We start from the raw sequence: 26529 nt of genomic DNA on the forward strand, positions 1-26529 counted from the left end.
AGCGGTAATCAAAGCCCCTCTCCCTTCGGGAGAGGGGTTGGGGTGGGGGCAGGTTCTCAAGCGCCCACCAGTTCAACCTCGAAACACCTGAAATCCCGCAAACGACTGGCTCACCGGCATCAACTCGATGCGGTTGACGTTGAGATGTGCCGGGAGCGTTGCGACCCAGAAGATCTGCTCGGCGATGTCTTCGGCCGTCATCGGGCTGGCGCCGCCGTAAAGCTGGTCTGACGCAGCCTGGTTGCCATGCGTGCGCACCAGGGTGAATTCGGTTTCTGCCATGCCCGGCTCAATCGCGGTCACGCGCACGCCGGTGCCGTGCAGGTCCGAGCGCAGCCCCAGCGAGAACTGGCTGACAAAAGCCTTGGTGCCGCCATAGGCATTGCCGCCCGGGTAGGGATACAGGGCAGCGGTGGAGCTGATGTTGATGATGGCGCCACGGCGCTCGACCAGCTTGGGCAGCAGGTGGTGGGTCAGCGTGACCAGCGCAGTGATGTTGGTGTCGATCATGGTGCGCCAGTCTTCCAGGCTGGCGTGCTGGGCGGCGGCGGTGCCTTGGGCGAGGCCGGCGTTGTTGACCAGCAGGTCGATGTCACGGAAGGCAGGCGGCAACGCGGCCAGGGCAGCTTCCATGGCCGCGGCGTCGCGAATGTCGAAGGCGGCGGCATGGATCTTGTCGGCGCCGAATTCTTCGACCAGCGGCTGCAGGCGCTCGGCGCGGCGACCGGTGGCGATCACTTTCCAGCCCGCAGCAGCGAAGCGACGGGCGGCGGCGGCGCCGAAACCGGAAGTGGCGCCAGTGATCAGGGCGGTCTTGGACATTGCGGAATCCTTGGGGCAGGGGAAGAAGATTTTCGCACTGTGGCGGCGGCAGCGGGAGAAGGGACAAAGCCAAGCATTGCCGTTGTAGTGCCGAGCCATGCTCGGCAGGGGCTTTCCCGCAAAACCCAAAGCCCCCTCATCCGCCCCTGCGGGGCACCTTCCCCGGTAAACGGGAAGGGATGAAAGCAAGGCCAAGCCTCATCTGTAGTGCCGAGCCATGCTCGGCAGGAGCTTTACCGCAAACCCCAAAGCCCCCTCATCCGCCCCTTCGGGGCACCTTCTCCCGCAAGCGGGAGAAGGGAGTTGTTCGATATTTCTTGCGTCGGCCAAAGCCAAAGCCCCGGGTGCGCTCCGCTTACCCGGGGCTACAACGGCGCAAACGAAAAGCCCCAACATCAAGTGATGTCACGGCCTGAATGTTCAAAGAGCTTTTCGAGCGACCCATCAGTCGCAATAGCCCCCTTTAGTTAAGGGGGCGCGCCGACAGGCGCGGGGATATGGATGTAATGGGAGTGGGGCCCGAGGTTTGCGTAGCAAATCTTGGGGTGAAGCCGCCATCGGCGGTTTCACTTCCCCCCTTGAGTAAAGGGGGCGCGCCGACAGGCGCAGGGTTGTGGAGAAAACGGGCACGGGGCCCAAAGTTTGCACAGCAAACTTTGGGGTAACACCGCCATCAGCGGTGTTACTGCGCCTTGATCGCCATCGCCTGCAGGCCGGTGCCGTTGAGCTTGGCCTTGGCTTCGGCCAATTCGCTGGCGGTGCCGTAAGGCCCCATGCGCACGCGATACACGGTATTGCCGTTGATCTGCGCCTGTTCCACACGTGCAGCCAATCCCATCATCGCCAGCTTGGCCTTGGTGGATTCGGCATCACCAGAAGCGCCGAACGCACCTGCCTGCAGGATGTAACGCACGTTCTCGCTGGCCGCCGCCGGTGCTGCTGCAGCTACCGCAGCCGGTGCAGGCGTTGCAGTGGCGGGCTTGGCTGCCGGCGCAGCTGCTGCTGGAGTGGTGCTTGCCACCTGCGCCGGACGCGCGGTGGTTTCGCTTATCGGCGCCGGTTGGCGCACGGTTTCGCTCACCGGTGCTGGCAGTGGGCGGCCTTCCAAGGCGGCCTGGGCACGTTGCGCCTCGGTGGGCGGCGTGGCGGGCGTGGTCGGTGTCGCAGCTGCAGTTGCACGGGCGGCTGCAGCACGGCGCTGTTCCTCGGCCTTGGCGCTGGCCGCCAATTCAGCGTCGGACATCTGCACTTCGGTGCCCGGCAGCAGGGTGTAGAAATCGTACTGGGTGGCTGGCTTGTCCTCGGCCTTGGCGGCGCTCGGAGTGGCTGGCTTGTTCGATTCCACACCGGCGTCGACGTCGGCATCGGCGACGGGTGCCGGCTGTGCGTCGGGGTTGGGCTGCGGGCCTACGCGCAGAAAGCCGTCGCCGTCCTTCTTGAACAGGTTGGGCGCCGCCAGGAACACCACGGCCGCAATCGCCACGCCGGCAACCAGCCACACCCAGCCGGGGGTGCCGTTGTCATTGTTGCGCCGTGCCTGGGTTTTGCCGCGTCGTGCTGCCATGTCTACTACGTCTCCTTGACTTACATCTTTTCCGGGGCGCTGACGCCCAGGATGCCCAGACCATTTGCCAATGTCTGCCGCGCCGCGCTGGCCAGCGTGAGCTTGGCGTTGCGCTCGGCTGCATCATCCACCAGCACTGGGGTGCCGTGATACCACGTGTGGAAAGCGTGTGCCAATTCACGCAGATACTGCGCGATCTGGTGGGGTTCCAGCGCGATGCCGGCGGCTTCCACCACTTCCGGGTAACGCGAGATCTCGTTCATCAGTTCCAGCGACAGTTCGTCACCCAGTTGTGACACTGCTGCCAGGCCTTCAGCCTGCTTGTAGTCCAGGCCCTTCTCCTGCGCCTGGCGCAGCAGCGAGCAGACGCGGGCATGCGCGTACTGCACATAGAACACCGGGTTGTCGCTGCTCTGCTGGCGGGCCAGGTCGATGTCGAAGGTCAGCTGCGAGTCGGGCTTGCGTGCGATCAGGAACCAGCGCACCGCATCGGCGCCGACCTCGTCGATCAGGTCGCGCAGGGTCAGGTAGCTGCCGGCACGCTTGGACAGCTTCACTTCCTCGCCGCCGCGCATCACCGTCACCATCTGGTGCAGCACGTATTCCGGCCAGCCCTTGGGAATGCCTACGTCCAGCGCCTGCAGGCCGGCGCGCACGCGTGCCAGCGAGCCATGGTGGTCGGCGCCAAGCTCGGTGATGGCGCGTTCATAACCGCGCTGCCACTTGCTCATGTGGTAGGCCACGTCCGGCAGGAAGTAGGTGAAGGTGCCGTCGGACTTGCGCATCACGCGGTCCTTGTCGTCACCAAAGTCAGTGGAGCGCAGCCACAGCGCGCCGCCTTCCTCGTAGGTGTGGCCGGAGCTGATCAGCTGCTGCACGGTCTCGGCAACCTTGCCATCCTTGTACAGCGAGCTTTCCAGGAAGTAGATGTCGAAGTCCACGCCGAACGCGGCCAGGTCCAGGTTCTGCTCGTTGCGCAGGTAGGCCACGGCGAAACGGCGGATTTCTTCCAGGTTCTCGGCATCCTTGGCGCCGACGATCTGGCTGCCTTCCAGGTCCACGGTCTGGCCCAGCAGATAGGCCTTGGCGACGTCGCCGATGTATTCGCCGTTGTAGGCTTCGGTCGGCCACTGCTCGTCACCCGGCTTGAAGCCGCGCGCACGCGCCTGCACCGACCTGGCCAGGTTTTCGATCTGCACGCCGGCGTCGTTGTAATAAAACTCGCGCTTGGCATTCCAGCCGTTGGCTTCCAGCACGCGGGCGATACAGTCGCCGATCGCGCCGGCGCGGCCGTGGCCGACATGCAGCGGACCGGTCGGGTTGGCCGACACGTATTCGACGCCGACGCTGCGGCCGTTGCCGCTCAGGTTGCGGCCGTAGTCTTCGGCTTCCTTGAGCACGCTGATCACCTCGCGCTGGTAAGCCACCGGTGCGAGTTTGAAATTGATGAAGCCGGGGCCGGCGATCTCGACACTGGCGATGTCGTCGCTGGCCGGCAACGCGGCAACCAGTGCCTGCGCAAGCGCGCGCGGATTGCTGCGCGCGGCCTTGGCCAGCAGCATGGCGGCGTTGGTGGCGAAGTCACCATGTTCGCGGGTCTTGGGTCGTTCGACCACGAAATCCGGCGGCAGGGTGTCGGCAGGCAAGGTGCCGTTGGCGCGCAAGGCTTCGATGCCTTGGCCGATGAGGGCGCGGAGTTGGGGTTTCACGTGACTAATCTGCTTGAAGCGCGGAACTGACCATTTTACCTGACCTGCGCCGAGGCCGCCCCGCCGGCCCGCAGGTGGGGCTCAGGAATGTCAAAAAATCGGAAAACCGACGCGGCGGCTCATACCCATCCCCGCGCGGCCAGTGAGACTGGCACGCCATCGCCGATCACGAAATGGTCCAGCAGGCGGATGTCCACCAATGCCAGGGCCTGGCGCAGCCGCTCGGTGATGGCACGGTCCGCGCTGGACGGTTCAGGGTTGCCGGACGGATGGTTGTGGCCAACGATCACCGCCACCGCGTTGTGCGCCAATGCGTGCCGTACGACCTCACGGGGATGCACTTCGGCACTGTCCACCGTGCCTGTGGATAACTCTTCGAACGCCAGCGCCCGGTGGCGGTTGTCCAGAAACAGCACCGCAAACACCTCCTGCGCGCGGTGACGCAGGCGCTGGGCGAAGTAGCGGCCAGCGGCGGCGGGGTCGTTCAGCGCCTGGCCGCGTTCCAATGCGGCGGCCAGATGGCGCTGGCCCAGCTCCAGTGCTGCGCTGAGCTGGCAGGCGCGGGCGGGGCCGAGCCCGGGCAGCCGTGCCAGTTCGCGAGGGCTGCAATCCAGCAGCCGGCGGAGCGGGCCATGTGCCTGCAACAGCTCGCGTGCAGTCTGCACCGCGTCGCGCCCGCGCAGCCCTGAACCCAGGAATATCGCCAACAGTTCAGCATCGGAAAGCGCGGCTGCACCACGTGCCAGCAGCTTCTCGCGCGGTCGTTCAGCGGCGGGCCAATGACGGATGTGCATGAGTCCAAGATTCAACGTCATCAGCCAGAAGCTGGATCAGTCACACGCAAGCGTTCGGTTAAGCTAATCATTCTTCTGTACCTAGGAAATTCTCCCCGTGACCGCCGTTTCCCCTACTTCCCGATCTTTGGAAGGACAGAAGCTGCTGCTATGTGTCGGCGGCGGCATCGCCGCGTACAAGTCGCTGGAACTGGTGCGTCGGCTGCGTGATGCCGGTGCCATCGTGCAGGTGGCAATGACCGCGGGCGCACAGCAGTTCGTCACACCGTTGAGCTTCCAGGCGCTCTCTGGCCATCCCACGCGCACCACCTTGTGGGACAGCGCCGCCGAGCAGGCCATGGGCCATATCGAGCTGGCACGCTGGGCCGACCGCATCGTCATCGCCCCGGCCACTGCCGACCTGCTGGCGCGGCTGGCACATGGCAATGCCGATGATCTGGTGACCACGCTGTGCCTTGCCACGACCGCGCCGTTGACCGTGTGCCCCGCCATGAACCATCGCATGTGGCTGCACCCGGCCACCCAGGCCAATATCAGCCTGCTGCGCGAGCGTGGCGTGCAGGTGGTCGGGCCGGAAGATGGCCCGCTGGCCGAGGGCGAGTCCGGCCCTGGCCGGGTCAGCGAAGCACCGACCATCATTGCCGCGCTGGCGGACAACCTTGGGCCTGCGGCGCCGGCCAAGCCGGGACGCCTCAACGGTCTGCGCGTGCTGATCAGCGCCGGCCCCACCTATGAAGACCTGGACCCGGTCCGCTACGTCGGCAACCGCAGCAGCGGCAAGATGGGCTATGCCCTGGCCGCCGCTGCCGCCCGTCAGGGCGCACACGTGGTGCTGGTCAGTGGCCCGGTGCAGTTGGCTACGCCGGCGGGCGTGCAGCGCATTGACGTGCGATCGGCCGCGCAGATGCGTGAAGCCGTGTTGGGCGCGTTGCCGGCCGACATCTACATCGGTGCGGCCGCCGTGGCCGACTACACGCCGCGCCAGGTCGCACCGCAAAAGCTGAAGAAGACCGCCGGTAGCCAGACCCTGACCCTGGAACTGGTACGTACGGCCGACATCCTGGCCGAAGTTGCCGTGCAGGAGCAGGCATTGAAGCTGGTAGTGGGCTTTGCCGCCGAAACCCATGACGTGGAGAAGTACGCGCGCGGCAAGCTGGCCGACAAGCATCTGGACCTGATCATCGCCAACCAGGTCGGCATCGCCGGTGGTGGCTTCGAGAGTGACCAGAATGCCGCGGTTGCCTACTGGAATGGCGGGCTGCGTGAATTCCCGGGCACCGCCAAGACCCAGTTGGCCGAACAACTGCTGGACCTTATCGCAGAGAGGTTGGACGCATGAGCAACGCTGTCGGATTGCAGCCCTTGCAGGTGAAATTGCTGGACCCGCGCTTCGGCGACAGCTGGCCGTTGCCGGCCTACGCCACCGAAGCCAGCGCTGGCATGGACCTGCGCGCCGCCATCGAGGTGCCGCTGACCTTGGCGCCCGGGGATGCCGCGTTGCTGCCCAGCGGTATCGCAATCCACGTGGCAGACCCCGGCCTGTGCGCCGTGGTATTGCCGCGCTCGGGGCTGGGACATCGCCACGGCATCGTGTTGGGAAACGGCACGGGTTTGATTGATGCCGACTACCAGGGCCCATTGCTGATCAGCGTGTGGAACCGTGGCCGTGACGCATTCACGATCGAACCCGGTGACCGGATCGCACAGTTGGTGGTGCTGCCGATTGCACGCGTTGCGTTGCAGGTAGTAGATACTTTCGTGGACAGTGCGCGTGGAACGGGTGGATTCGGCCACACCGGGGTGCGCTGACAGGGGAAACGCACGATGAGCCAAGGGAATGAGAGCGGACGCCCGCGCGTTGCGCTGGGTCGTTCAACACCGCTGCTGGCGGTACTGCTGTTGCTGTTGGCCGGCTGGTTCGGCTGGAGCGCGGTGGACCAGTGGCTGCAGTCCAGTACCGGCACGCGCCTGGAAGCTGCCCGCAACCAGGCCGTCGGCGACGTCCAGAAGGCCATCGACGCGCAGTTGGCGCAGTTCAGCAAGCAATTGGCGTTGGCACCGGTGACGGCTGCGCTCGGCAGTGGCGATGCAGCTGCAGCGGCGACTGCGCTGCGCGACAAGTGGAACGGAGTTGAAGATGCCCAGGTGCTGGACGCTACCTTGACCGATGCCTACGCCGACCCTGCAACGTTCGGCTACGCGCGCCTGGCCTTGCTGGAAAAGGCCTTGGCCGAAGGCAAGCCGGTGGCGCTGGTAGTGCGCGATGGCGGCAGCCCCCGTCTGGGCCTGGCGGCGCCGGTGCAACTGCAGGGCCGCGCCGCGGTGGTCTATATCCGGCAGCCCTTGCTTCGCCTGACCTCGGTGTTTGACAGCATCGACACCCCGCAAAGTGCATTCCTTGGCCTGCGCCAAGGAGGGTTCACCATCCTGAAGAAGGGCAACGAATCCCTGGGTAACGGCGCCGATGCATTGGCGCGTCCGGTCGGCGAAACCGGCCTCCGCGTCGTCGCTGAACTTCCCGATGCCAATACCGGAGCCTTGGGCCTGGGCGTAGTGGCCTCGGCCGTGGTGGCCGTGTTGCTGGCCGCCACCGCGCTGTTGCTGCTGTTCGGGCGCAAGCGCCTGAGCCTGCCCACCATCCGCCGCAAGCAGAATACCGAGGACGTCGGCAGTGGGCTGACCCTGCAGGAATCGCTGGCCCAGGATCCGCTGCCCGTCGCCGATATCGCGTCCAGCCAGGCGCCGGCGCCGGTGGTCGAACCCGGTGCGGAGGCGGTACCGGCAGGTATCTTCCGCGCCTATGACATCCGTGGCGTGGTCGGGCCTGACTTGAACGCAACCGTGGCCGGGCTGATCGGTCAGGCGATCGGCAGCCAGATCCAGGAGCAGGGCCTGCGCGACGTGGTGGTTGGCCGTGACGGCCGACTCTCCGGCCCTGAGCTCACCAACGCACTGATCGAAGGCCTGCGCCGCGCCGGCTGCAACGTGCTGGATATCGGCATGGCGCCGACGCCGGTGGTCTACTTCGCCAGCTATCACCTGCGTGCGGGCAGCTGCGTGGCGGTGACTGGTAGCCACAACCCGCCGGACTACAACGGTTTCAAGATCGTCATCGGCGGTGAAACGCTGTCCGGTGATGCCATCACCGACCTTTACCGTCGCATCCAGGAAGGCCGTCTGCAGCGCGCCGACAGCCCGGGGGACCTGCAGCAGCGTGATGTCGTCAACGACTACGTGCAGCGCATTGCCGACGACGTGCAGCTGGATCGCCCGCTCAAGGTGGTGGCTGATGCCGGCAACGGGGTGGCCGGCGCGGTGGCGCCGCAGCTGCTGGAAGCCATCGGCGCCGAGGTCATCCCGTTGTATTGCGACGTGGATGGCAGCTTCCCCAACCACCACCCGGACCCCAGCGACCCACGCAACCTCGAAGACCTGGCACAGATGGTCAAGCGCTTCGATGCGGACATTGGCGTGGCCTTCGACGGCGATGGCGATCGCCTGGGCGTGGTGACCAAGGAAGGCAAGGTGATCTTTGCCGATCGCCTGCTGATGTTGTTCGCCGCCGATGTGCTGATGCGCAACCCCGGCGCGATGGTCATCTATGACGTCAAGTGCACCGGCAGGTTGTCCGACTACATCCTGCGCAACGGCGGCAGCCCGATGATGTGGAAGACCGGGCATTCGCTGATGAAGGCGAAGATGCGCGAGACCGATGCCGAGCTGGCCGGTGAGATGAGTGGCCACTTCTTCTTCAAGGAGCGGTGGTACGGCTTCGACGATGGGCTGTATGCGGCGGCACGACTGCTGGAAATCCTGGGGCAGCGTGAGGAGGACCCCTCCGAAGTGCTGGCCGAGCTGCCTGATGCACTGTCCACGCCGGAGCTGAAAGTGCCGGTGGAAGAAGGCACCCAGCATGCGCAGGTCGCGTTGATCGTGGCTGCGGCGCAGGCGGAGGATTCACCGTTCGCCAGTGCCCGTATCTCCACCATCGATGGCCTGCGTGCGGACTTCAATGATGGGTGGGGGCTGGTGCGTGCGTCCAACACCACGCCGGTGCTGGTGCTGCGCTTTGAAGGCAATGACGAGGTTGCGCTGGCGCGGATAAAGGCATTGTTCCGCGATCAGCTGCGGCAGGTATTGCCGGCGGGGACTGAACTCGGTTTCTGATCGGCTGTGCTGTCTGGCGAAAGGCCGCCCGCGTTGCTGCGTGGCGGCCTTTTGTTTTTCCGGATGATTGCTGGGGGCGTGGGTTCTGGTTGGGGGCGTGGTTTGCCGCGAAGAGCACCCCTCCCCAGCCCTCCCTTTGGCTGCGCCCAATGGAGGGGGAAAAGCGGCGGCGCTGTGATCTGAAAGACGGTGCGTAATGCGCCCCCTTCCTTGGGCGCAGCCAAGGGGAGGGCTGGGGAGGGGTAGCTGTAGCTGTAGCTACCGCCACCCCTGCCAAACGGCGTTTCAGCTGCCACCAAACCGCAAACCAACCCCCGGCTCGGTGAACAGATAGCGCGACTGCAGGGCCGAATCGCCCAGTTTGTGTCGCAACCGGCCTACCAGGATGCGCAGGTAATGGGTGTCGTGGCGATGCGTGGGGCCCCAGATCTCCTGCAGGATCTGCGGCTGCGTCACCACCCGCCCGGCATTGCGCAGCAGCAGCGCCAGCAAAGCGTATTCCTTGCGGGTCAATGCAACCGCTTCACCTTCCAGGCGCACCTCGCGGCGTGCCAGGTCGATGTGCAGGTGGCCATCGTCGAATACCGGTACCTGGCCTTCGCTGTCGGCACTGCGGCTGCGCAGCAGGGCGCGCACGCGCGCCATCAGCTCCTGGGTGCCGAATGGCTTGGTCACATAGTCATTGGCGCCGTTGTCCAGCGCCCGGACCTTTTCGGCTTCGCCGGCGCGCACGCTGAGCATGATTACCGGTACCTGGCTCCATTGCCGCAATTCGGCCAGCACGTCGTGGCCTTCCATGTCCGGCAAGCCGATATCCAGCACCACCAGGTCAGCGCCATCCTCGGCCAAACGCTGCAGCCCTTCAGCGCCGTTGCTGGCCTGGCTGACCGCATAACCCTGCGCACGCAGGGAGATGTCGAGGAAGCGCCGGATCTGCACTTCGTCATCGACCACCAGCACGCGCGGCGGCGGAATGGCAGGTGCTTCAGCCATCATCGCGCGGGGTCTCGGGTTGTGGCTGGAGCATCGGCAGGCTCATGCGTATCAGGGTACCGCGTCCGTCCGGGCCCGCCAGTGCCTCCACCCGGCCGCCATGGGCGCCGATCATGCCCTGGCAGATGGTCAGCCCCAGGCCGGTGCCGTGGCGGCCACGGTCACCGCGTTCCACGCTGTAGAACATGTCGAAGATGCGCGCGCGCTCGGCGTCGGGAATACCCGGGCCTGCGTCGATCACGTCGATGCTCAGTTCGCCATCGTGCTGGCGTGCCCGCACCTGCACCGGCACGTCCGGCGGCGAGAACTTGGCGGCGTTCTCCATCACGTTGAACACCGCTTGTTCGATGAGTGCGGGGTGTACCCAGATCGGTGCCAGCGCAGCAGGGATGTCCAATTGCAGGTGCACGTCGGGTTGGTAGCGTTGCAGCCGCCGTGCCGCTGACCCGATCAGCTCGTCCACGCCGATCCAGTCGCGATTGAGCTTGAGGCCATCGTGGCCCAAGCGGGTCATGTCGAGCAGGTTCTGGATGTAGCGGTCCAGCCGTTCGCCCTCGACCACGATGGTATCCAGCAGCGCCCGACGGTCGCCGGCATCCATCGCCTGCGCATAGTTGGACAGGCTGTCGGCCGAGCCGATCATCGCTGCCAACGGTGAGCGCAGGTCGTGCGACACCGACGAGAGCAGCGCCGAGCGCAGCCGCTCTGTTTCGTTGTGGAGGTGGGCGGTTTCCAGGTCTGCAACCAGGCGCGTACGCAGCGCCGCCTGGGCGATGTCGTCGGCCATTGCTTCGGCCAGCTGCCGCTGCTCAGGCGCCAGCGGCGGATGCTGACGGTCGAACTGCAGGCCGGCGGCACCGATGCCATGCCCATCGCCATCGAGCAGTGGCACGAACCACCAGTCGGCGCCGGCCAAGGTATCGGTGAAGCGGCCGGCGGGTTGGCCGTGGCGCAGCGTCCAGTCGGCGGCCGCCAGGTCGGTATCGCCTGGCACAGAGCTGCCGCTGGTACTGGTGTCACGCCCCAGGCGCACCCAGGCGGGTACATCCAGCGCCTGCTCCAGCGCTACCCGGCCGGCATGCGCAACCTGCGCGTTGTCGACGGCACCAGCCAATTGCCGGCCCAGCAGCTGGCGCACCGTGGCGTGGCGATTGGCGGCGCGCAGCGCCACCACCTGCATGCGCAACCGCGACGCCAAGCGGCCGGCCACCAGCGCAGCCGCCAGGAACAGGAACACGGTGATCACGCCCTGGCGCGCGCTGATCGCAAAGGTGAAACGTGGGGCGATGAAGAAAAAGTTGTAGGCCAGGAAGCACAGCGTGGCTGCCAGTACCGCCGCGCTCATCCGCGTGCGCGCGGCAACCAGCACCACTGCGACGATGAACACCATCGCCAGGTCGCTCAGGCCCAGCCAGCGCTCGCCCAGCCATGCCGCCAGGCAGGCGAGGGCCGTGGCCGCCACGGCGAGGCCGGCATCCTGGGCGGAGCTGTCAGGCGTCAGTGCCCGCCCAAGTCGACGCGCGCGTGCGCGTGCCTGGGGGGTGCTGATGATGGTGATCTCATAGTGCGCACCGCGTTGTATCAACTGCTGGGTCAGGGTCTGGTTGAACAGCCGGGCAAGTGGCCGCTCGCGGGTGCGCCCCAGCAGCAGTGACGACACCGCGTTGTGTGCGGCGTAGTCGAGCAGGGCATCGGCGATGCCCGGGCCGTGCAGCAGCTCGGCATCGCCGCCCAGCCGTCGTGCCAGGGCGAATGCCGCATCGATCTCGCGGCGGGTGGCTTCATCGTGGCGCCGGTGCTGCACCGTCACTACCGTCCACGGCGCGTCACGGCGCTCGGCGATGCGTCGCGCCACCCGCACCAGGTATTCGCTCTGGCCACTGCCATCGATGGCCACCAGCACCCGCCGCCGCAGCGGCAGGTTGCCTTCGCCACGCGCGGCGCGGGTTTCACGCAGGCTGCTGTCGACGCGGTCGGCGGCCTCCTGCATGGCCAGTTCGCGCAGCGCGGTCAGGTTGGCCGGGGAGAAGAACGCCTGCAGTGCATGCGCCGCCTGTTCGGGCACATAGACCTTGCCTTGCTGCAGGCGCTCGATCAGTTCGCGCGGCGGCAGGTCGACCAGCACGATGTCGTGCAGACGGTCGAACACCACGTCGGGCACAGTTTCACTGACACGTACGCCGGTGATGCGCATCACCACGTCGTTGAGGCTTTCCAGATGCTGGATGTTGATTGTGGTCCAGACGTCGATGCCGGCATCGAGCAGTTCCATCACGTCCTGCCAGCGTCGTTCATGGCGGCTGCCAGGGGCATTGCGATGCGCCAACTCGTCGACCAGCACCAGCGCCGGACGCCGTGCCAGTACCGCGTCCAGGTCCAGCTCCTGCAGCTGATGGCCGTGGTACTCCAACGTGCGCATCGCGATGCGCGGCAGCCCATCAAGCAAGGCCGCAGTATCGCTGCGGCCATGGGTCTCGACCACGGCGGCCATCACGTCCACACCGCGACGCAGCTGCTCCTGCGCGCGGCTGAGCATGCTGAAGGTCTTGCCAACGCCGGGCGCGGCACCGAGGAAGACCGTCAGCTTGCCCCCGGCATCACGTTGCATGCCTTCGGCCAGCGCATCGGCCTGGCGGCTACGGGAATCGTTCATGGCGGCGATTGTGCGCCGCGCAGCCAGCGCCGTGCATCAGGGCGCATGGCTGTCATGGTCCAGCGCCCGGTTGAGGGCCAGCACGTTGACGCGTGGCTGGCCGAACACGCCCCACTGCCGTCCTTGCAGCTGCGCATCCACCACCGCCTGTACCCGCGCCTGGGACCAGTTGCGGGCAGCCGCCACGCGGCGCACCTGCACCTGTACGGCGGCCGGCGACAGCTCCGGGTCCAGCCCGCTGCCCGACTGCGTGACCAGGTCGCCAGGCACATCGGCCGGACGGATGTTCTCGCGCGCAACCACCGCAGCGGTGGCTTCGCTGACACGCTTGGCCAGATCCGGATTGCTGCGCGCCATGTTGCTGCCGGCCGCCGCCATCGGGTCGTAGTTCGCCGCTGATGGGCGTGCCTGGAAATAGCCATCGCCAACGAAAGGCTGTGCCAGATGCTGCGAGCCGCGGATGCGGCCATGGGCGTCGCGGATCAGGCTGCCATCGGCCTGGTCCGGGAACAGCGCGCCGGCCAGGCCGGTCGCCAGTACCGCATAGACCAAGCCGGTACCGAGCAGGCCGAACAGGGACAGGCCAACAGCTGGCCGCCACAGCGTATTGCCGGCGGCACGGGACGAAGTTTTCACGGAAGTATTCATGCGCCGACTACCAGGACAAGAAGGAGATCGATGGCCTTGATGGCCGCAAACGGCAGCAGCACGCCGCCCAGGCCGTACACCAACATGTTCCGCCGCAGCAATGCGGTGGCGGTTGCCGGGCGGAAGCGCACGCCGCGCAGCGCCAGTGGAATCAATGCCGGGATCACCAGCGCGTTGAAGATCAGCGCCGCCAGTACCGCATTGCGCGGGCTCGACAGCTGCATCACGTTCAAGGCCGCCATCGACGGAATGCTGGCTGCGAACAGTGCCGGCAGGATCGCGAAGTACTTGGACACATCGTTGGCCAGCGAGAAGGTGGTCAAGGCGCCGCGCGTGATCAGCTGCTGCTTGCCCACTTCCACCACCGCCAGCAACTTGGCGGGGTCCGAGTCCAGGTCAACCATGTTGCCGGCCTCCTTGGCCGCCTGCGTGCCGGAGTTCATCGCCAGGCCGATGTCGGCCTGTGCCAGCGCCGGCGCATCGTTGGTGCCGTCGCCCACCATCGCGACCAGCCGGCCACCCGCCTGCTCGGCACGGATGCGCGCCAACTTGTCCTCGGGCCGGGCCTGCGCGATGTAGTCATCCACGCCGGCCTCGGCGGCAATGGCGGCGGCGGTCAGCGGGTTGTCGCCGGTGATCATCACCGTGCGGATGCCCATTGCCCGCAACTGCGCGAACTTCTCGCGCATGCCGTGCTTGACCACGTCGGACAGCTCGACCACGCCCAGCACATGCCGCCCTTCGCAGACCACCAGCGGGGTCGCGCCACCACGCGCCACCTGGTCCACCCGCGCCTGCAGCTCGTTGGGTACGTTGCCACCCAGCGCCAGTACATGTGCGGTGATCGCATCGGCAGCACCCTTGCGGATGCTGCGACCGTTGTCCAGATCGACGCCGGACATGCGGGTCTGTGCGGTGAAGGTCAGATAATTCTGAACCGCGTACGTGGATGTGCCGGTTTTTGCGGAGGGATCCGCCGCAACGTGGTCCGGCTCGGCGGTGGTGCAGCCCTGTTCGCGGGCCAGGCGGACGATGGATTTTCCTTCGGGGGTCGGGTCGGCCAGTGAGGACAGCAGTGCGGCCTCGCGCAGCTGCCCGGCATCGATGCTGGCCAGCGGATGGAATGCCGTGGCCTGGCGGTCGCCATGGGTGATGGTGCCGGTCTTGTCGAGCAACAGGACATCCACGTCACCGGCTACTTCCACCGCCTTGCCGGACTTGGCCAGCACGTTGGCCGACAGCGCACGGTTCATGCCGGCGATGCCGATGGCCGGCAGCAGGCCGCCGATGGTGGTCGGGATCAGGCATACCAGCAGCGCGATCAGCAGCAGCGGATCAACCGTCACGCCAACAAAGCCCGCGATCGCCGGCAGGGTTGCCACCACCACCAGGAAGGTCAGCGACATTGCAGCCAACAACAGGGTCAAGGCGATCTCATTGGGCGTCTTCTGCCGATTGGCACCCTCCACCAGCGCGATCATCCGGTCCAGGAAGCTGTGGCCCGACTCGGCGCTGACCCGCACGATGATCGTGTCGGATAACACCTTGGTCCCGCCGATCACCCCGGAGCGGTCAGTGCCGGCCTCGCGCAGTACCGGTGCCGATTCACCGGTGACGGCGGCTTCGTTGATGGTGGCCAGGCCCTGCACGATCTCACCATCGGCCGGCACGAACTCGCCGGCGCTGACGATGACGTGATCACCGGGATGCAGCTCGGCGGCGGCGACGCGGGTTTCGTTGGCGCCAGCCAGCAGGGAATCAATGCGTCGTGCCACCAGATCCTGGCGTGCACGCCGCAGCGACGCGGCCTGGCCACGGCCACGGGCTTCGGCCACCGCCTCGGCAAAATTGCCGAACAGCACCGTCACCAGCAGGATCGCGGTGATGGCCAGGCCAAACCCCATCGGCGCGTTGCCGCTGAGGGTGACAACCAGCGCCAGCAAGGTGCCGGCCATGACGATTGCCATCACCGGGTTGTGCAGCAGGTGCATGGGGGACAGTTTGCGTACCGCATCGAGCAGGGCTCGACGCAGGCCGGCAGCATCCAGCAGGGCGGGGCGGCGTGAGGCCGCGGCAGTGGCAGAGCGGTTCATGGGGACGTTCACGGTGAGGGGGCTCCCTGCAGGGTCAGCAGGCTCAGGTGCTCGGCCACCGGGCCAAGCACCAATGCCGGCAGGAACTGCAGCACGGTAAGGACGATGACCACGCAGACCAGCGTCAATGCGAAGGTCGGGGTTTCAATCTGCAGGCTGCCCACGCTTTGCGGCACCTGCCGTTTTGCGGCCAGTTGGGTGGCGATGACCAGCGGAATGATCAGGATCGGGAAGCGTCCCAGCGCCAGTACCAGCGAACAGCTCAGGTTCCACCAGAGCGTGCCGTCGGCCAGGCCTTCAAACCCCGAACCATTGTTGGCGTACGCCGAGGTGAGCTCGTAGAACACCTGGCTGATGCCGTGGAAGCCGGGGTTGGACGTGCCGGCCAGGCCGGGGACCGCGAGGGTCAGCGCGGTCAGGCCGAGCAGGGTGATCGGCTGCAGCAGCACCAGCACTGCCAACAGGCGAACCTGCGGGGTTTCCAGCTTGCGTCCGAACAGTTCGGGTGTGCGCCCGGTCATCAGCCCGGCCAGGAAGACCGACATCATCAGATAGACCAGGAACTGCTGGATGCCGCAGCCGATGCCGCCCCAGATCGCGCTGATCAACATGTTGACCAGTGGTACCAAACCGCCGAGCGGGCTCAGCGAATCGTGCATGCCATTGACCGAGCCGTTCTGCACCTGGGTGGTGATGGTCGACCAGAGCGCCGTGCCATCGGCGCCAAAGCGTGCCTCCTTGCCTTCCATCAGCAGCGGGCTGGCGGCACTGCTGCCATGGCCTTCCAGCCACAGACTGGCGCCAGTGGAAAGCAGGGACATGCCGAGCATGCAGCCGAACACCAGTGCGCCAAAGCGCCGCCGGCCGGTGAACGCGCCCAGCATGCAGATGATGGCCATCGGGATCAGCAAGATGCCGATCAGCTCCAGCGCATTGGACAGCGGGGTCGGGTTTTCCAGCGGAAAGCTGCTGTTCGGGCCATACCAGCCGCCACCATTGGCACCCAGTTGCTTGGCCGCGACCATCGCCGCCACCGGGCCGAGCGGGATCTTCTGCGTTTCCATGCCGGCACTGGCATCGATCGGTGTCGCTTGCGGCCCGGCGGCAAGCGTGGACGGCACGCCCTGCCAGCCCAGCAGCAGCGCCCACAGCAGGCATAGCGGCAACAGGAAGCGCAGGCACAGTCGGATGACGTCAGCGTAGTAGTTGCCGACCGTGACCCGCACCGGCGCGGTGCTGGCCTGATTGCTTGCCGGCTTCATGAACAAGGCGCGCAGCGTGGCCACCGCAAGCGCCAGGCCCATCATCGGCGTGATCACCTGCAGGCCGGTAATACCGGTCATCTGCGAGAGATAGGACAGCTGCGCCTGCCCGCTGTAGTGCTGCTGGTTGGTGTTGGTCAGGAATGACACCATCGTGTGCAGGGCGGTGTCCCAGCGCATGTTGGGGATCTGGTCCGGATTGAACGGCAACCAGGCCTGGGTCATGAACACCGCCTGGGTCAGTACGGCCAGCACCAGGTTGCTGACAAGGAAGGCGACGACGTAGCCCCGCCAGGACATGGAGTGAGCAGGGTCGATGCCGAGCACGCGATACAGCGGCTTCTCGATCCAGTGGAAGAGGACATCGATGCGCATCGGGGTACCGCGCATCAGGCGGGCCAGGTACAGGCCCAGCGGCCAGGCCAGCGCCAGGCTGGCCAGGAGGATGACAAGGGGTTCGATCACGGTGGCGCTCCTTAGAACGACTCGGGTCGGAGGACCGCGTACAACAGATAGGCAGCGGCGATCAGCACCACTACGCCGCACAACAGGGCAAGCCAGCCGGGCATGGAAAACCTCGGGAACGATATCGGGGCGCCTTCAGGGCGCCGGTGGGCGGGCAGGGTGACGGGGGTGCGGGTGCACGCCAGAACGCCCTGATCAGGCCCGGCATCGTCCGCCCGAGGGGCGTAAACGATCGACGCCAAGGCGAGGGGCCAGGCGTAAAAAGTGCATAAAAATGGCCGCACCCGGCGCAGGTGCGAAACCGCGACAGCCAGTTGCCAGTCCGTCGGTAGCCCGGGTACGTGCAGCGCAGTCGGGGACCGGGGAGCCGATGAGTGTGCCGATTGCACGCCGATCGTCCCCGGTTGCGCTCACCCGGGCCGCGCGAGCTTCCCAGCGCACGTAGCCCATCCTTCGCCGCCTGCCAGGCACGCGCCTGTCCCCGCGCAGATGGGGAGGCCGTGTTGGCGGAGGAGGGGTGTCCTTGAGGCAAAAAAAAGCGGCCCGAAGGCCGCTTCCAATCTCACCCCAACAACCGCTCAGCCTTTGCTGGGCGTGCCGGCTGCGGGTGTCGCCGCAGGGGCTGCGGGAGCATCCACAGGCGCGGTGATTCCCTTCAATTCCCGGTAGCGCGCCAAGGATTCGGCGATCTCCGCTTCCAGGGCCACCCGTTGCGTCTGGAATGCGCTCTGCAAGCGCAGTTGTGCCATCAGCTCGTTGTGACGCTGACGGATATCCTGGGCCTGCTTGTCGGGCACCTTGTTTCCGGCCAGCTCCTTGTTGCCGGCCGACAGCAGTTGGGTGGAGAGCGCCTCACGCAAACTGGTGACGTTGTAGGCAGCGGTGTTGATGTTGTTGTCGACGATGGCAGTGCGCTCGGCAAATACCCGTTTCAACGCATCCTCGCTGCCATAGGTCGACAGCATCGCCTGCTCGGTGCGCTTGCGGGTTTCCGCGGCAGCCGCGTCCACCTGGGCCTGGGCCTCGCTCAGGGCCGCATCGGCGCGTTCCTCGGCGCTGAGCGCGCGCTGCACCTCCGCACTACGGGTGCCGCTGCGCGCGCTGAACTCTTCGCGCGCCTTGTTCACCGCTTCCGGTGGCAAGGTGTCGGAGCAGATGCGCTTGCCGCCCTCATCCCAGCAATACAGCTTCTTGCCGGGATCGGACGGCTTGTTCTGGGCCAGCGCCGGCAAGGCCAGCGCAGCCACCATCAACAGCATCGTTGCAGCGGTTTTGGACGAATTCGGCACCTTGGCAGCCCCCTGCTATCAGCCTGTCGGATTGCTCCCGTAGCGGCCACGGTAGGCCAGCAACGGTTCGCGATAGCCGACAAGTTCCGGGTTCCCGGAGGCGAATGCAAGCAGATCCGCCAGGTTCGCGACCGCGATCACCGGTATGCCGGTTTCGGCGGACACGGCCTGCGCGGCTGAACGCGGGTCGGCTTCGGAGGCGATCTCCTGGCGGTCCAGGGCCACCACGATGCCGGCCGGGATGCCCTTGGCTTCGCGGATGATGGCCAGGGCCTCGCGGATGGCCGTGCCGGCGGTGATCACGTCATCGACGATCAGGATGCGCTTGCCGGCCATGTCGGCGCCGATCAGGCTGCCGCCCTCGCCATGATCCTTCGCTTCCTTGCGGTTGAAGGTCAGCGGCAGGTTGCGGCCGCGGTGCGAAAACTCGCAGGCAATGGCGGTGGCCAGCGGGATGCCCTTGTAGGCCGGCCCAAACAACTGGTCGAAGGCGATACCGGCGTCTTCGACGGCATCGGCATAGCAGTTGCCCAGCTGGGCCAGGGCCAGACCGGTGTCGAAACGGCCGGCGTTGAAGAAATACGGGCTTACCCGGCCGGACTTGAGGGTGAACTGGCCAAAACGCAGCGCATCGGCGTTCAGCGCCAGCTGCAGGAAACGGGAACGGTGGTCACTCATGAAATTACGTTTCTTGTCGTTTATTGAGGTGTCTAGGGTAAAGCATGGCTCCAGCGAATGCTGCCCGCTGCCACGGGCTGCCCAGTACCGCTGGCATTGGCCCGCTCGGCGCACCCCGCAGGCCCGCCTGGGCTGACGCTGTCGAGCGATCCTGGCGGTATGCTGTGCCGATCCTGAGCTTTCACCTGCGGTACCTCATGCGTATTACCAGTTTCAATGCCAATGGCATCCGTTCGGCTACCACCAAGGGCTTCAGCGAGTGGTTCCTGGGCCAGAACAGCGACGTGCTCTGCATCCAGGAGACCAAGGCGCAGGAGTCGCAGTTGACCGATGCCCTGTTCAGGCCCGATGGCCATCACTGCTTCTACCGCGATGCCATCACCAAGAAGGGCTACAGCGGGGTGGCAATCTGGAGCCGGCGCGAACCCGACGAAGTGCGTACCGCCCTGGGCTGGGCACCGTTCGATGACGAAGGGCGTTATATCGAGGCCCGCTTCGGCAACCTCAGCGTGGTGTCGTTCTACATTCCGTCCGGTTCCTCGGGCGAACTTCGCCAAGGCTTCAAGTTCGAGGTGATGGAATGGCTGAAGCCGATTCTGGACGAATGGCTGGCCAGTGGTCGCGACTACGTGCTGTGCGGTGACTGGAACATCGTGCGCAGCGCGCTGGATATCAAGAACTGGAAATCCAACCAGAAAAACTCCGGCTGCCTGCCGGAGGAACGCGACTGGATGAACGGCTTCTGCGCCGACCAGGCCGATCTGGCGGACGTGGCCAAGGGCCGCGGCTGGGTGGATGCCTACCGCGCGCTGCACCCGGAAGGCCAGGACTACACGTGGTGGAGCAACCGTGGCGCGGCGCGGGCCAACAATGTCGGTTGGCGCATCGACTATCAGTTCGTGACCCCGGGGCTGCGCGAGCGCCTGCGTGGATCATCCATCTACACCGGCCAGCGCTTCTCTGACCACGCACCGTTCACCGTGGACTACGACCTGTGACCGAGGCGGTGGTGGATGCCCCGCCGGCCGGGCTGCAGCGCCTGCGCCGGTTGTTCGTGATCCTGCTGCTCGGTTTTGCCTCCGGTTTGCCGCTGGCGTTGACCGGTGGTGCGATGCAGGCCTGGTTGACCGTGGATGGGTTGGACCTGGTCACGCTTGGCTTCCTGTCGTTGATCGGCATCCCCTACACCTTCAAGTTCCTGTGGGCGCCATTGATCGATCGTTTCGATCTGCCGGTGCTGGGCCGGCGGCGGGGCTGGATCGTGCTGATGCTGTTTGCATTGGGCGCGGCATTGACCTTGATGAGCACCTTGTCGCCCTCGCGCAACCTGGCGCTGTTCGCGTCGGTGGCGGTACTGGTGGCGTGTCTGTCCGCCACGCTGGACGTGGTGATCGACGCCTACCGCACCGACCTGCTGGCATCGGCCGAGCGCGGCTTGGGCGGGTCGTTGACCGTGCTCGGCTACCGGCTGGCGATGGTTCTGTCCGGTGGCATCACCCTGATCTGGGCCGAACAATGGCAGAGCTGGCCGCAGGTGTACCGCGTCATGGCGGGCCTGTCGGTTGCTGTCGGCGTGTTGGCGCTGGTCTTGATGCCGCAGTTGCCTGAGCGCTTCAAGGCGCCGGTATCGAAGGCGGGCGGTGAACTGCGTGGTTTCCTTGCACTGGTGGCCGGTGTGGCGCTGGGCGCATGGCTGGCGCACCAGGCGCTGGTATTGGTCGGCCTGGACCCGGACAGCAGCGATCGCTGGGTGCGGCTGGTCTTCGTCGTGACCCAGATCGCCGCGGCCATGGTGCTGGGCCTGGGCGTCACCCGCTGGGTACCCTTTGAAACATTGAACGCCTCGTTGCGTAGCTATTTCAGCATGCGGGGCGCGGGTGCCTTCCTGGCGCTGGTGGTGCTGTACAAGGTCGGCGATGCCTTCGCCTTGAGCCTGTCCACTCCCTTCCTGCTCAAGGGCATGGGCTTCAGCCAGGCGGAGGTGGGCCTGGCCAACAAGACCATCGGCCTGTTGATGACGATCGTGGGCGCCATCGTGGGTGGGTTCTTCCTGTTGCGGTTGCGGCTTTCCACGGCGGTGATCGCCTTTGGCGTGCTGCAGTTGGTCTCCAACCTCGGCTTCTACCTGCTTGCCCGTGAAGGGGCAGGGGCCTGGGGGACGGTGCAGGTGCCGGCCTTCAATCTGCTGATCGTGCATCTGGACCAGCCAACGCCCATGGATGGCCTGCTGCTGTTCGCCCTGAGCCTGGACAATTTTGCTGGCGGCATGGGTACAGCGGCATTCGTTGCGCTGCTCAGCGGCTTGTGTGGAACGCGGTTCTCAGCGACCCACTACGCCTTGCTCTCCGCCTTTGCGACACTGGGGCGGGTGTTCGTCGGGCCATTTGCCGGGGTCCTGGCCGATGCCTACGGCTGGCAGGTGTTCTTCCTGGTATCGGTGGTGGTGGGTGTGCCGGGGCTGTTGATGGCCTGGTGGCTGCGCCGTGAGGTGGACGCCACCACCCAGTTGCCGCGGGCCTGAGCCCTACCGATTGAATCCTCCGGCAGGCTCGTCGATGATGCCGGCCGGGGGGATCCACCTACAGCAGATGAGGTGGACATGGTCGAGGTGACCTTGCGGGATATCGATCCACTGCTGATGGAGCGCATACGTCGCCTGTCAGTGGCACGCGGCTGGACCCGGGAAGAAACCTGTATCGCGTTGCTCGAACAAGGCCTGTTTGCCAGCGAGCACCAGGTGCGGGGTGGTTTTGAAGAACCGGAAGTGGACGTGCTTTCCGAAGCGATCCAGGCCTTGCAATCCATGCCGGCCGGCGGCGACCTCTGACGTAGTGCCGAGCCATGCTCGGCAGAAGCCTTCCCGATAGAGCCCAATCCGTAGTGCCGAGCCATGCTCGGCAGAAGCCTTCCCAGGAAAGGCTCACCCTACCGGTCACGCCAGATGAATTGCGCCCAGGATCCGCGGCCCGGATGCGCCGCTGACACTGGGCAGGTTGCCCGCTCGCCCTGCCAGGGTTTCGCGTGCCAACCAGGCAAAGCCCATGGCCTCCATGTAATCCGGGTCCAGGCCGTAATCGGCACTGGAGCCAATCACCACGCCCGGCAAGCGGGCCTGCAGCCGCTGCAGCAACTGCGGATTGCGCACGCCACCGCCACAGACCAATACCCGCTTCACACCCGGCAAGTGCGCCAGCAACGCGTCAGCTACGGTGGCTGCACTCAGCTCAAGCAGCGTGGCCTGCACATCGGCAGCGCTCGGTTCCTCCGTGCCCAGCTGCGCTTGCACCCAGTCCAGATGGAACTGTTCGCGGCCCGTACTCTTCGGCGGCGGCAGGGCAAACCACGGCTCGCTCAACAAGCGCTCCAACAAAGCGGCATCCACCCGGCCGCTGGCCGCAAACGCGCCGCCGGCATCGTAGGTGTGCCCGAGATGGCGTTGGCACCATCCATCCAGCAAGGCATTGGCCGGGCCGGTATCAAAGCCACGGATGCTGCCATCGCGGGCGATCAGGCTCAGGTTGGCGATCCCGCCGAGGTTGAGCACGGCTCGGTCCTCGTCGGCACTGCCGAGCATCGCCAGGTGGAATGCCGGCATCAGCGGTGCACCATGCCCGCCGGCTGCCACATCGCGACGGCGGAAATCGGCAACGGTGGTGATGCCGGTGCGTTCGGCAATGCGATTGGGGTCCCCGATCTGCCAGGTAAAGGCGGGGGTGCTCAACGGGCGATGGCGGATGGTCTGGCCATGCGAGCCGATGGCCTGCACCTGCGTGCGTGGTATGCCCGCTTCATCCAGCAACTGATTGGCGGCAGCGGCGAAGGCGATGCCGACCTCGGCGTCCAGCTGCCCCAGCGCATCCATCGAGGCCGGCTCACCACCTTGGCCGAGCGCGATCAATCGCTCGCGGAGCGCGGGATCCCAGTGATGCGTATGCCCATGCACGAAATGGCATCCGCCGCCCTGCGGAAACTGCACCAGCGCCGCATCGATGCCGTCGGCACTGGTGCCGGACATCAGGCCGAGGAACAGAGGCAGCCGGGGATCAACAGACGTCATCGCAAAGGCCAGAAAAGAAAAGGGCAGGGAAGCTTCAAGCTCCCTGCCCCTATCGTCAACGTTGGCGTACCGGCTCAGCCACGCTTGCCTGCTGGCGCCGGTGCCGGTGCTGCCGGCGTAGCCGCAGCAGTCTGCGTCTGTTGCGCCGGCTTCTTGGTGCCGCCGGCATCGGCGTAGATCAGTTCTTCCATGCCCTGGATACGCGCCATTGCCGGTGCGGTCTGCGCGCGGAACGCAGCCAGTTCGGCACCCTTCAAGGGCTCCGGTGGCGGCATCGTCACCGACAGCGGGTTGCGATGCACGCCGTTGACGCGGAATTCGTAGTGCAGGTGCGGGCCGGTTGCCATGCCGGTGGAGCCCACGTAACCAATCACCTGGCCTTGGGCCACGCGCTGCCCGGTGCGGTAGGAACCCAGCCGCGACATATGCCCGTACAGCGTCGTGTGGCCGCGGCCATGGTCCAGGATCACCACATTGCCGTAACCGCGCTGGTTGCCGGCAAACTGCACGCGCGCGTCGCCGGCGGCCATGATCGGCGTGCCGGTACGCGCGGCGTAATCCACGCCCTTGTGCATGCGCATCGTGCCCAGAATCGGGTGCCGGCGCGAACCGAAGTTGGAGCTCAGGCGCGCGAACTGGATGGGCGAGCGGATGAAGCTCTTCTTCAACGAACGGCCATTGAGGTCGAAATACTCCTCCTTGCCGTTGCGATCAAAGCGGAAGCCCGTATAGGTCTTGCCGCCGGTCTGGAACGTCGCCGCCAGGATCTTGCTGGTATCGATGCGTTCGCCTTCGCGCCAGGTTTCATCCATCACCACGCTGAAGCGGTCGCCCGGCTGCAGGTCCTTGGAGAAGTCGATGTCGTACTTGAAGATTTCATCGGTCATCGTGGCGATGGCCGAAGGCGAGAGGCCGGCGCGGCGCGCGGCGTTGTACAGCGAACTGGTGATCTCGCCGCTGGCCACCACGGTGCGGGTACTGGTGGCGCGCTCGGTGACCTTTTCGCGGATCTGGTCGTTCTGCAGGCTCAGCTCCACGCGATGGTTGCCATCGCGGTCGAAGCGGATGGTGCGCAGGGTGCCGTTGACCGGCAGATCGAAGGCGATCTCGGTGCCGGGACGCAGCTTGGTCAGCGCCTCACGGCTGCCGGGATGGTCAAGCACGCGCTGCATGGTGGTGGCGGGGACGCCAGCGGCTTCGAACAAGTCGCTCAGGGTCTGGCCGCGCTCAACGCGCAGGATCTGCCAGCTGTCGCCGGGGGTTTCACCGCGGCGCGCCAACGACAACGGCGGCAACGGCAAGGCCAGCGTCGCGTGCGAGATGGGCAGGGGCGTATCGATTGCGTTGGAAAAGCCGGGAACGATGGTCGCTGCCAGTGCGCCGATGGTGAGGAACAGGCTGGCGTGGATCCAATGCCGCCGGTTCCAGCGTTCATTGAACGCGGCCGGCAGGTGTTCTTTCAGCTTCCGATGCAGGGCGGTGTCGTGCAGGACATTGAGGCGTTCCTGGAAGCGCTGTTTGCGCGCGGGGCCATGATCGGGTTGTGGCATCGCTCAGTTCTCTGACGGCCCGGATCGCGGGCCCAAACGCAGGTAACATAGTCACCTATCAATACCGCGTCAAACCATTGAGCCGCATGGCTTTTCGATCTCCCGACGTGGTTAACTTGTACTTAACACCATTCATGTATTTGACGGCGAAGCCGGGAGTTTTAGCGTGTCCTCGATTGATGAAGCCCTTGCCCTGATCGGCCGCGGAGCCGACGAAATCCTCAAAGTGGAAGAACTGCGCCAGCGTCTGGAAAGCGGTCGTCCGCTGCGTGTGAAGGCTGGCTTCGACCCCACCGCCCCCGATCTGCACCTGGGGCACACCGTATTGCTGAACAAGCTGCGCCAGTTCCAGGACCTGGGCCACCAGGTGATTTTCCTGATCGGCGACTTCACCGGCATGATCGGCGACCCCACCGGCAAGAGCCTGACCCGCAAGCCGCTGACCCGTGAAGACGTGCTGGCCAACGCCCGCACCTACGAGGAGCAGGTGTTCAAGGTGCTGGACCGCGCCAAGACCGAGGTCCGTTTCAATTCCGAGTGGTTCGGGAAGATGGCCGCCGCCGACATGATCCGCCTGGCAGGCCAGCACACCGTGGCGCGCATGCTGGAACGCGACGACTTCGCCAAGCGCTATGCCGCGCAGCAGTCCATCGCCATCCACGAGTTCCTTTACCCGCTGGTGCAGGGCTACGACTCGGTGGCGCTGGAAGCGGATATCGAACTCGGCGGCACCGACCAGAAGTTCAACCTGCTGATGGGCCGCGGCCTGCAGGAGCACTACGGGCAGAAGCCGCAGATCGTATTGACCATGCCGCTGCTGGAAGGCCTGGACGGCGTCAACAAGATGTCCAAGTCGCTGAACAACTACATCGGCATCAGCGAACCGGCCATCGACATGGTCACCAAGACCATGAAGGTGGACGACACCTTGATGTGGCGTTGGATCGACCTGCTCAGCTTCGATATCTCCATCGACGAGGCCAAGCAGCTGCGCGCCGACGTCGAAGCGGGCAAGATCAACCCGCGCGAGATCAAGCTCCGCCTGGCCCGGGAGCTGACCACGCGCTTCCATGATGCCGCCGCTGCCGAACAGGCTATCGCTGGCTGGAACGCCGCCGTCACCGGGCAGGGTGACATCACCCAGTTGCCGTTGCAGGAAGTAGCAATCCCGGCAGAAGGCCTGCGGATTGGCGCCCTGCTTACGGCGGCAGGCCTGACCCCCAGCAATTCCGAAGCCTCGCGCAAGCTCAAGGAGCGTGCGGTAAAGGTAGATGGCGAAGTGGTAGAAGACGCACAGACCATGCTGCAGCCTGGGTTTGAAGGTCTGCTGCAGGTTGGCAAGCGCACCTTCGCCCGCGTCCTGCTGGTTGCGGCCAACTGAAGGACCGCTTGAGGCCTCCGTTTGCTGGTGGCGTTCAGAGGGCAACGAATGATGGGTTCGCTTCTCTTTGAGCGCCTTCATGCAGGTGAAAGGGCGGGGCGGGAGGGCCGAGGTGGCCGGAGGAGGCGAGCGAGGGGGGAAGGTCTCGCTGCTCCACCTGCGCTTGGTCTTCCGCACACTAATAAGGTGCAAAGCGAGCGATTCAGCGCCCGCCAGCGGGGGCATGAACAAAAGTTGCAAGAAATCGTGCACAACCCCTTCACAAAGGGCGCAAAGAGGCACATACTTTCCCTCCCCCGACGCAGGGGCCTCGCAAGAGGCGCAGCGAAGGGAAAGTTTGCAGTCAGCGCCTCGAAAAAAGGTGTTGACGGAAACGAAAAGCCTGACATAATAGGCGGCTCGCT

At 65.7% G+C, this 26529-nt stretch carries 21 protein-coding genes; 7 read left to right on the forward strand and 14 right to left on the reverse strand.

What is annotated here, in order from left to right; translation table 11 throughout:
- Positions 1–72 precede the first annotated feature (72 nt).
- The 4 genes from RT460_RS04360 to radC all read right to left on the reverse strand — a co-directional run bounded on the left by RT460_RS04360 (position 73) and on the right by radC (position 4889).
- Positions 73–822: an SDR family NAD(P)-dependent oxidoreductase gene (locus tag RT460_RS04360; protein ID WP_313317378.1), complete on the reverse strand. Its 750-nt coding sequence runs from the start codon at positions 820–822 to the stop codon at positions 73–75.
- 682 nt (positions 823–1504) lie between these two features.
- Entirely contained in the window at positions 1505–2386 is an 882-nt protein-coding gene (locus RT460_RS04365) for an SPOR domain-containing protein (RefSeq protein WP_313317379.1), read from the reverse strand.
- 20 nt (positions 2387–2406) lie between these two features.
- The gene (argS, locus tag RT460_RS04370) at positions 2407–4095 is read right to left on the reverse strand and encodes an arginine--tRNA ligase (RefSeq protein ID WP_313317380.1); all 1689 of its coding nucleotides are present in this window, start codon (positions 4093–4095) and stop codon (positions 2407–2409) included.
- A 119-nt stretch (positions 4096–4214) separates the two neighbouring features.
- On the reverse strand, positions 4215–4889 hold the full coding sequence (gene radC / locus RT460_RS04375) for a DNA repair protein RadC (protein ID WP_313317381.1): 675 nt from the start codon (positions 4887–4889) through the stop codon (positions 4215–4217).
- Positions 4890–4986: 97 nt separating this feature from the next.
- Here radC and coaBC point away from each other — a divergent pair, with 97 nt between their 5' ends.
- From coaBC to RT460_RS04390, 3 genes are read left to right on the forward strand one after another with little or no spacing between them, the layout of a single operon-like run.
- The gene (gene coaBC, locus RT460_RS04380; RefSeq protein ID WP_313317382.1) at positions 4987–6228 is read left to right on the forward strand and encodes a bifunctional phosphopantothenoylcysteine decarboxylase/phosphopantothenate--cysteine ligase CoaBC; all 1242 of its coding nucleotides are present in this window, start codon (positions 4987–4989) and stop codon (positions 6226–6228) included.
- Positions 6225–6698: a dUTP diphosphatase gene (dut, locus tag RT460_RS04385; protein ID WP_313317383.1), complete on the forward strand. Its 474-nt coding sequence runs from the start codon at positions 6225–6227 to the stop codon at positions 6696–6698. The genes coaBC and dut overlap by 4 nt, the downstream gene beginning before the upstream one ends.
- Before the next feature lie 15 nt (positions 6699–6713).
- Positions 6714–9056, forward strand: coding sequence for a phosphomannomutase/phosphoglucomutase (locus tag RT460_RS04390; RefSeq protein WP_313317384.1), 2343 nt, complete (start codon positions 6714–6716; stop codon positions 9054–9056).
- A 285-nt stretch (positions 9057–9341) separates the two neighbouring features.
- Here the strand turns inward: RT460_RS04390 and RT460_RS04395 are convergent, their stop codons facing one another.
- From RT460_RS04395 to pyrE, 8 genes are all read right to left on the reverse strand, one after another.
- On the reverse strand, positions 9342–10052 hold the full coding sequence (locus RT460_RS04395) for a response regulator transcription factor (RefSeq protein ID WP_313317385.1): 711 nt from the start codon (positions 10050–10052) through the stop codon (positions 9342–9344).
- Positions 10042–12702: a sensor histidine kinase KdpD gene (locus tag RT460_RS04400; protein ID WP_313317387.1), complete on the reverse strand. Its 2661-nt coding sequence runs from the start codon at positions 12700–12702 to the stop codon at positions 10042–10044. The genes RT460_RS04395 and RT460_RS04400 overlap by 11 nt, the downstream gene beginning before the upstream one ends.
- Before the next feature lie 36 nt (positions 12703–12738).
- Entirely contained in the window at positions 12739–13350 is a 612-nt protein-coding gene (gene kdpC / locus RT460_RS04405; RefSeq protein ID WP_313317388.1) for a potassium-transporting ATPase subunit KdpC, read from the reverse strand.
- Positions 13347–15443: a potassium-transporting ATPase subunit KdpB gene (kdpB, locus tag RT460_RS04410; RefSeq protein ID WP_313317389.1), complete on the reverse strand. Its 2097-nt coding sequence runs from the start codon at positions 15441–15443 to the stop codon at positions 13347–13349. The genes kdpC and kdpB overlap by 4 nt, the downstream gene beginning before the upstream one ends.
- An 8-nt stretch (positions 15444–15451) precedes the next feature.
- Positions 15452–17170, reverse strand: coding sequence for a potassium-transporting ATPase subunit KdpA (gene kdpA / locus RT460_RS04415; RefSeq protein WP_313317391.1), 1719 nt, complete (start codon positions 17168–17170; stop codon positions 15452–15454).
- A gap of 11 nt (positions 17171–17181) precedes the next feature.
- The gene (locus tag RT460_RS04420) at positions 17182–17274 is read right to left on the reverse strand and encodes a potassium-transporting ATPase subunit F (protein WP_054660392.1); all 93 of its coding nucleotides are present in this window, start codon (positions 17272–17274) and stop codon (positions 17182–17184) included.
- 474 nt (positions 17275–17748) lie between these two features.
- Complete coding sequence (locus tag RT460_RS04425; RefSeq protein WP_313317400.1) at positions 17749–18429, reverse strand: hypothetical protein; 681 nt, start codon at positions 18427–18429, stop codon at positions 17749–17751.
- 48 nt (positions 18430–18477) lie between these two features.
- Positions 18478–19137 (reverse strand): orotate phosphoribosyltransferase, encoded by a 660-nt coding sequence (gene pyrE / locus RT460_RS04430; RefSeq protein ID WP_313317392.1) that lies wholly within the window; start codon positions 19135–19137, stop codon positions 18478–18480.
- 197 nt (positions 19138–19334) lie between these two features.
- Here pyrE and RT460_RS04435 point away from each other — a divergent pair, with 197 nt between their 5' ends.
- The 3 genes from RT460_RS04435 to RT460_RS04445 all read left to right on the forward strand — a co-directional run bounded on the left by RT460_RS04435 (position 19335) and on the right by RT460_RS04445 (position 21964).
- Positions 19335–20135 (forward strand): exodeoxyribonuclease III, encoded by an 801-nt coding sequence (locus RT460_RS04435; RefSeq protein WP_313317393.1) that lies wholly within the window; start codon positions 19335–19337, stop codon positions 20133–20135.
- Positions 20132–21658 (forward strand): MFS transporter, encoded by a 1527-nt coding sequence (locus RT460_RS04440; RefSeq protein ID WP_313317394.1) that lies wholly within the window; start codon positions 20132–20134, stop codon positions 21656–21658. The genes RT460_RS04435 and RT460_RS04440 overlap by 4 nt, the downstream gene beginning before the upstream one ends.
- Before the next feature lie 78 nt (positions 21659–21736).
- Entirely contained in the window at positions 21737–21964 is a 228-nt protein-coding gene (locus RT460_RS04445; RefSeq protein WP_313317395.1) for a hypothetical protein, read from the forward strand.
- A gap of 105 nt (positions 21965–22069) precedes the next feature.
- On the opposite strand, the gene RT460_RS04450 is transcribed toward RT460_RS04445, so the two are convergent.
- A complete protein-coding gene (locus tag RT460_RS04450) occupies positions 22070–23194 on the reverse strand; it encodes an anhydro-N-acetylmuramic acid kinase (protein WP_313317396.1) in 1125 nt (374 codons plus the stop codon).
- A gap of 74 nt (positions 23195–23268) precedes the next feature.
- Complete coding sequence (locus tag RT460_RS04455) at positions 23269–24744, reverse strand: peptidoglycan DD-metalloendopeptidase family protein (RefSeq protein WP_313317397.1); 1476 nt, start codon at positions 24742–24744, stop codon at positions 23269–23271.
- Between the two features lie 166 nt (positions 24745–24910).
- Here RT460_RS04455 and tyrS point away from each other — a divergent pair, with 166 nt between their 5' ends.
- Positions 24911–26125: a tyrosine--tRNA ligase gene (gene tyrS, locus RT460_RS04460; RefSeq protein WP_313317398.1), complete on the forward strand. Its 1215-nt coding sequence runs from the start codon at positions 24911–24913 to the stop codon at positions 26123–26125.
- The last annotated feature ends 404 nt before the right edge of the window (positions 26126–26529 follow it).

The sequence above is a fragment of the Stenotrophomonas sp. genome (assembly GCF_032061965.1).
Taxonomy (GTDB): Bacteria; Pseudomonadota; Gammaproteobacteria; order Xanthomonadales; family Xanthomonadaceae; genus Stenotrophomonas.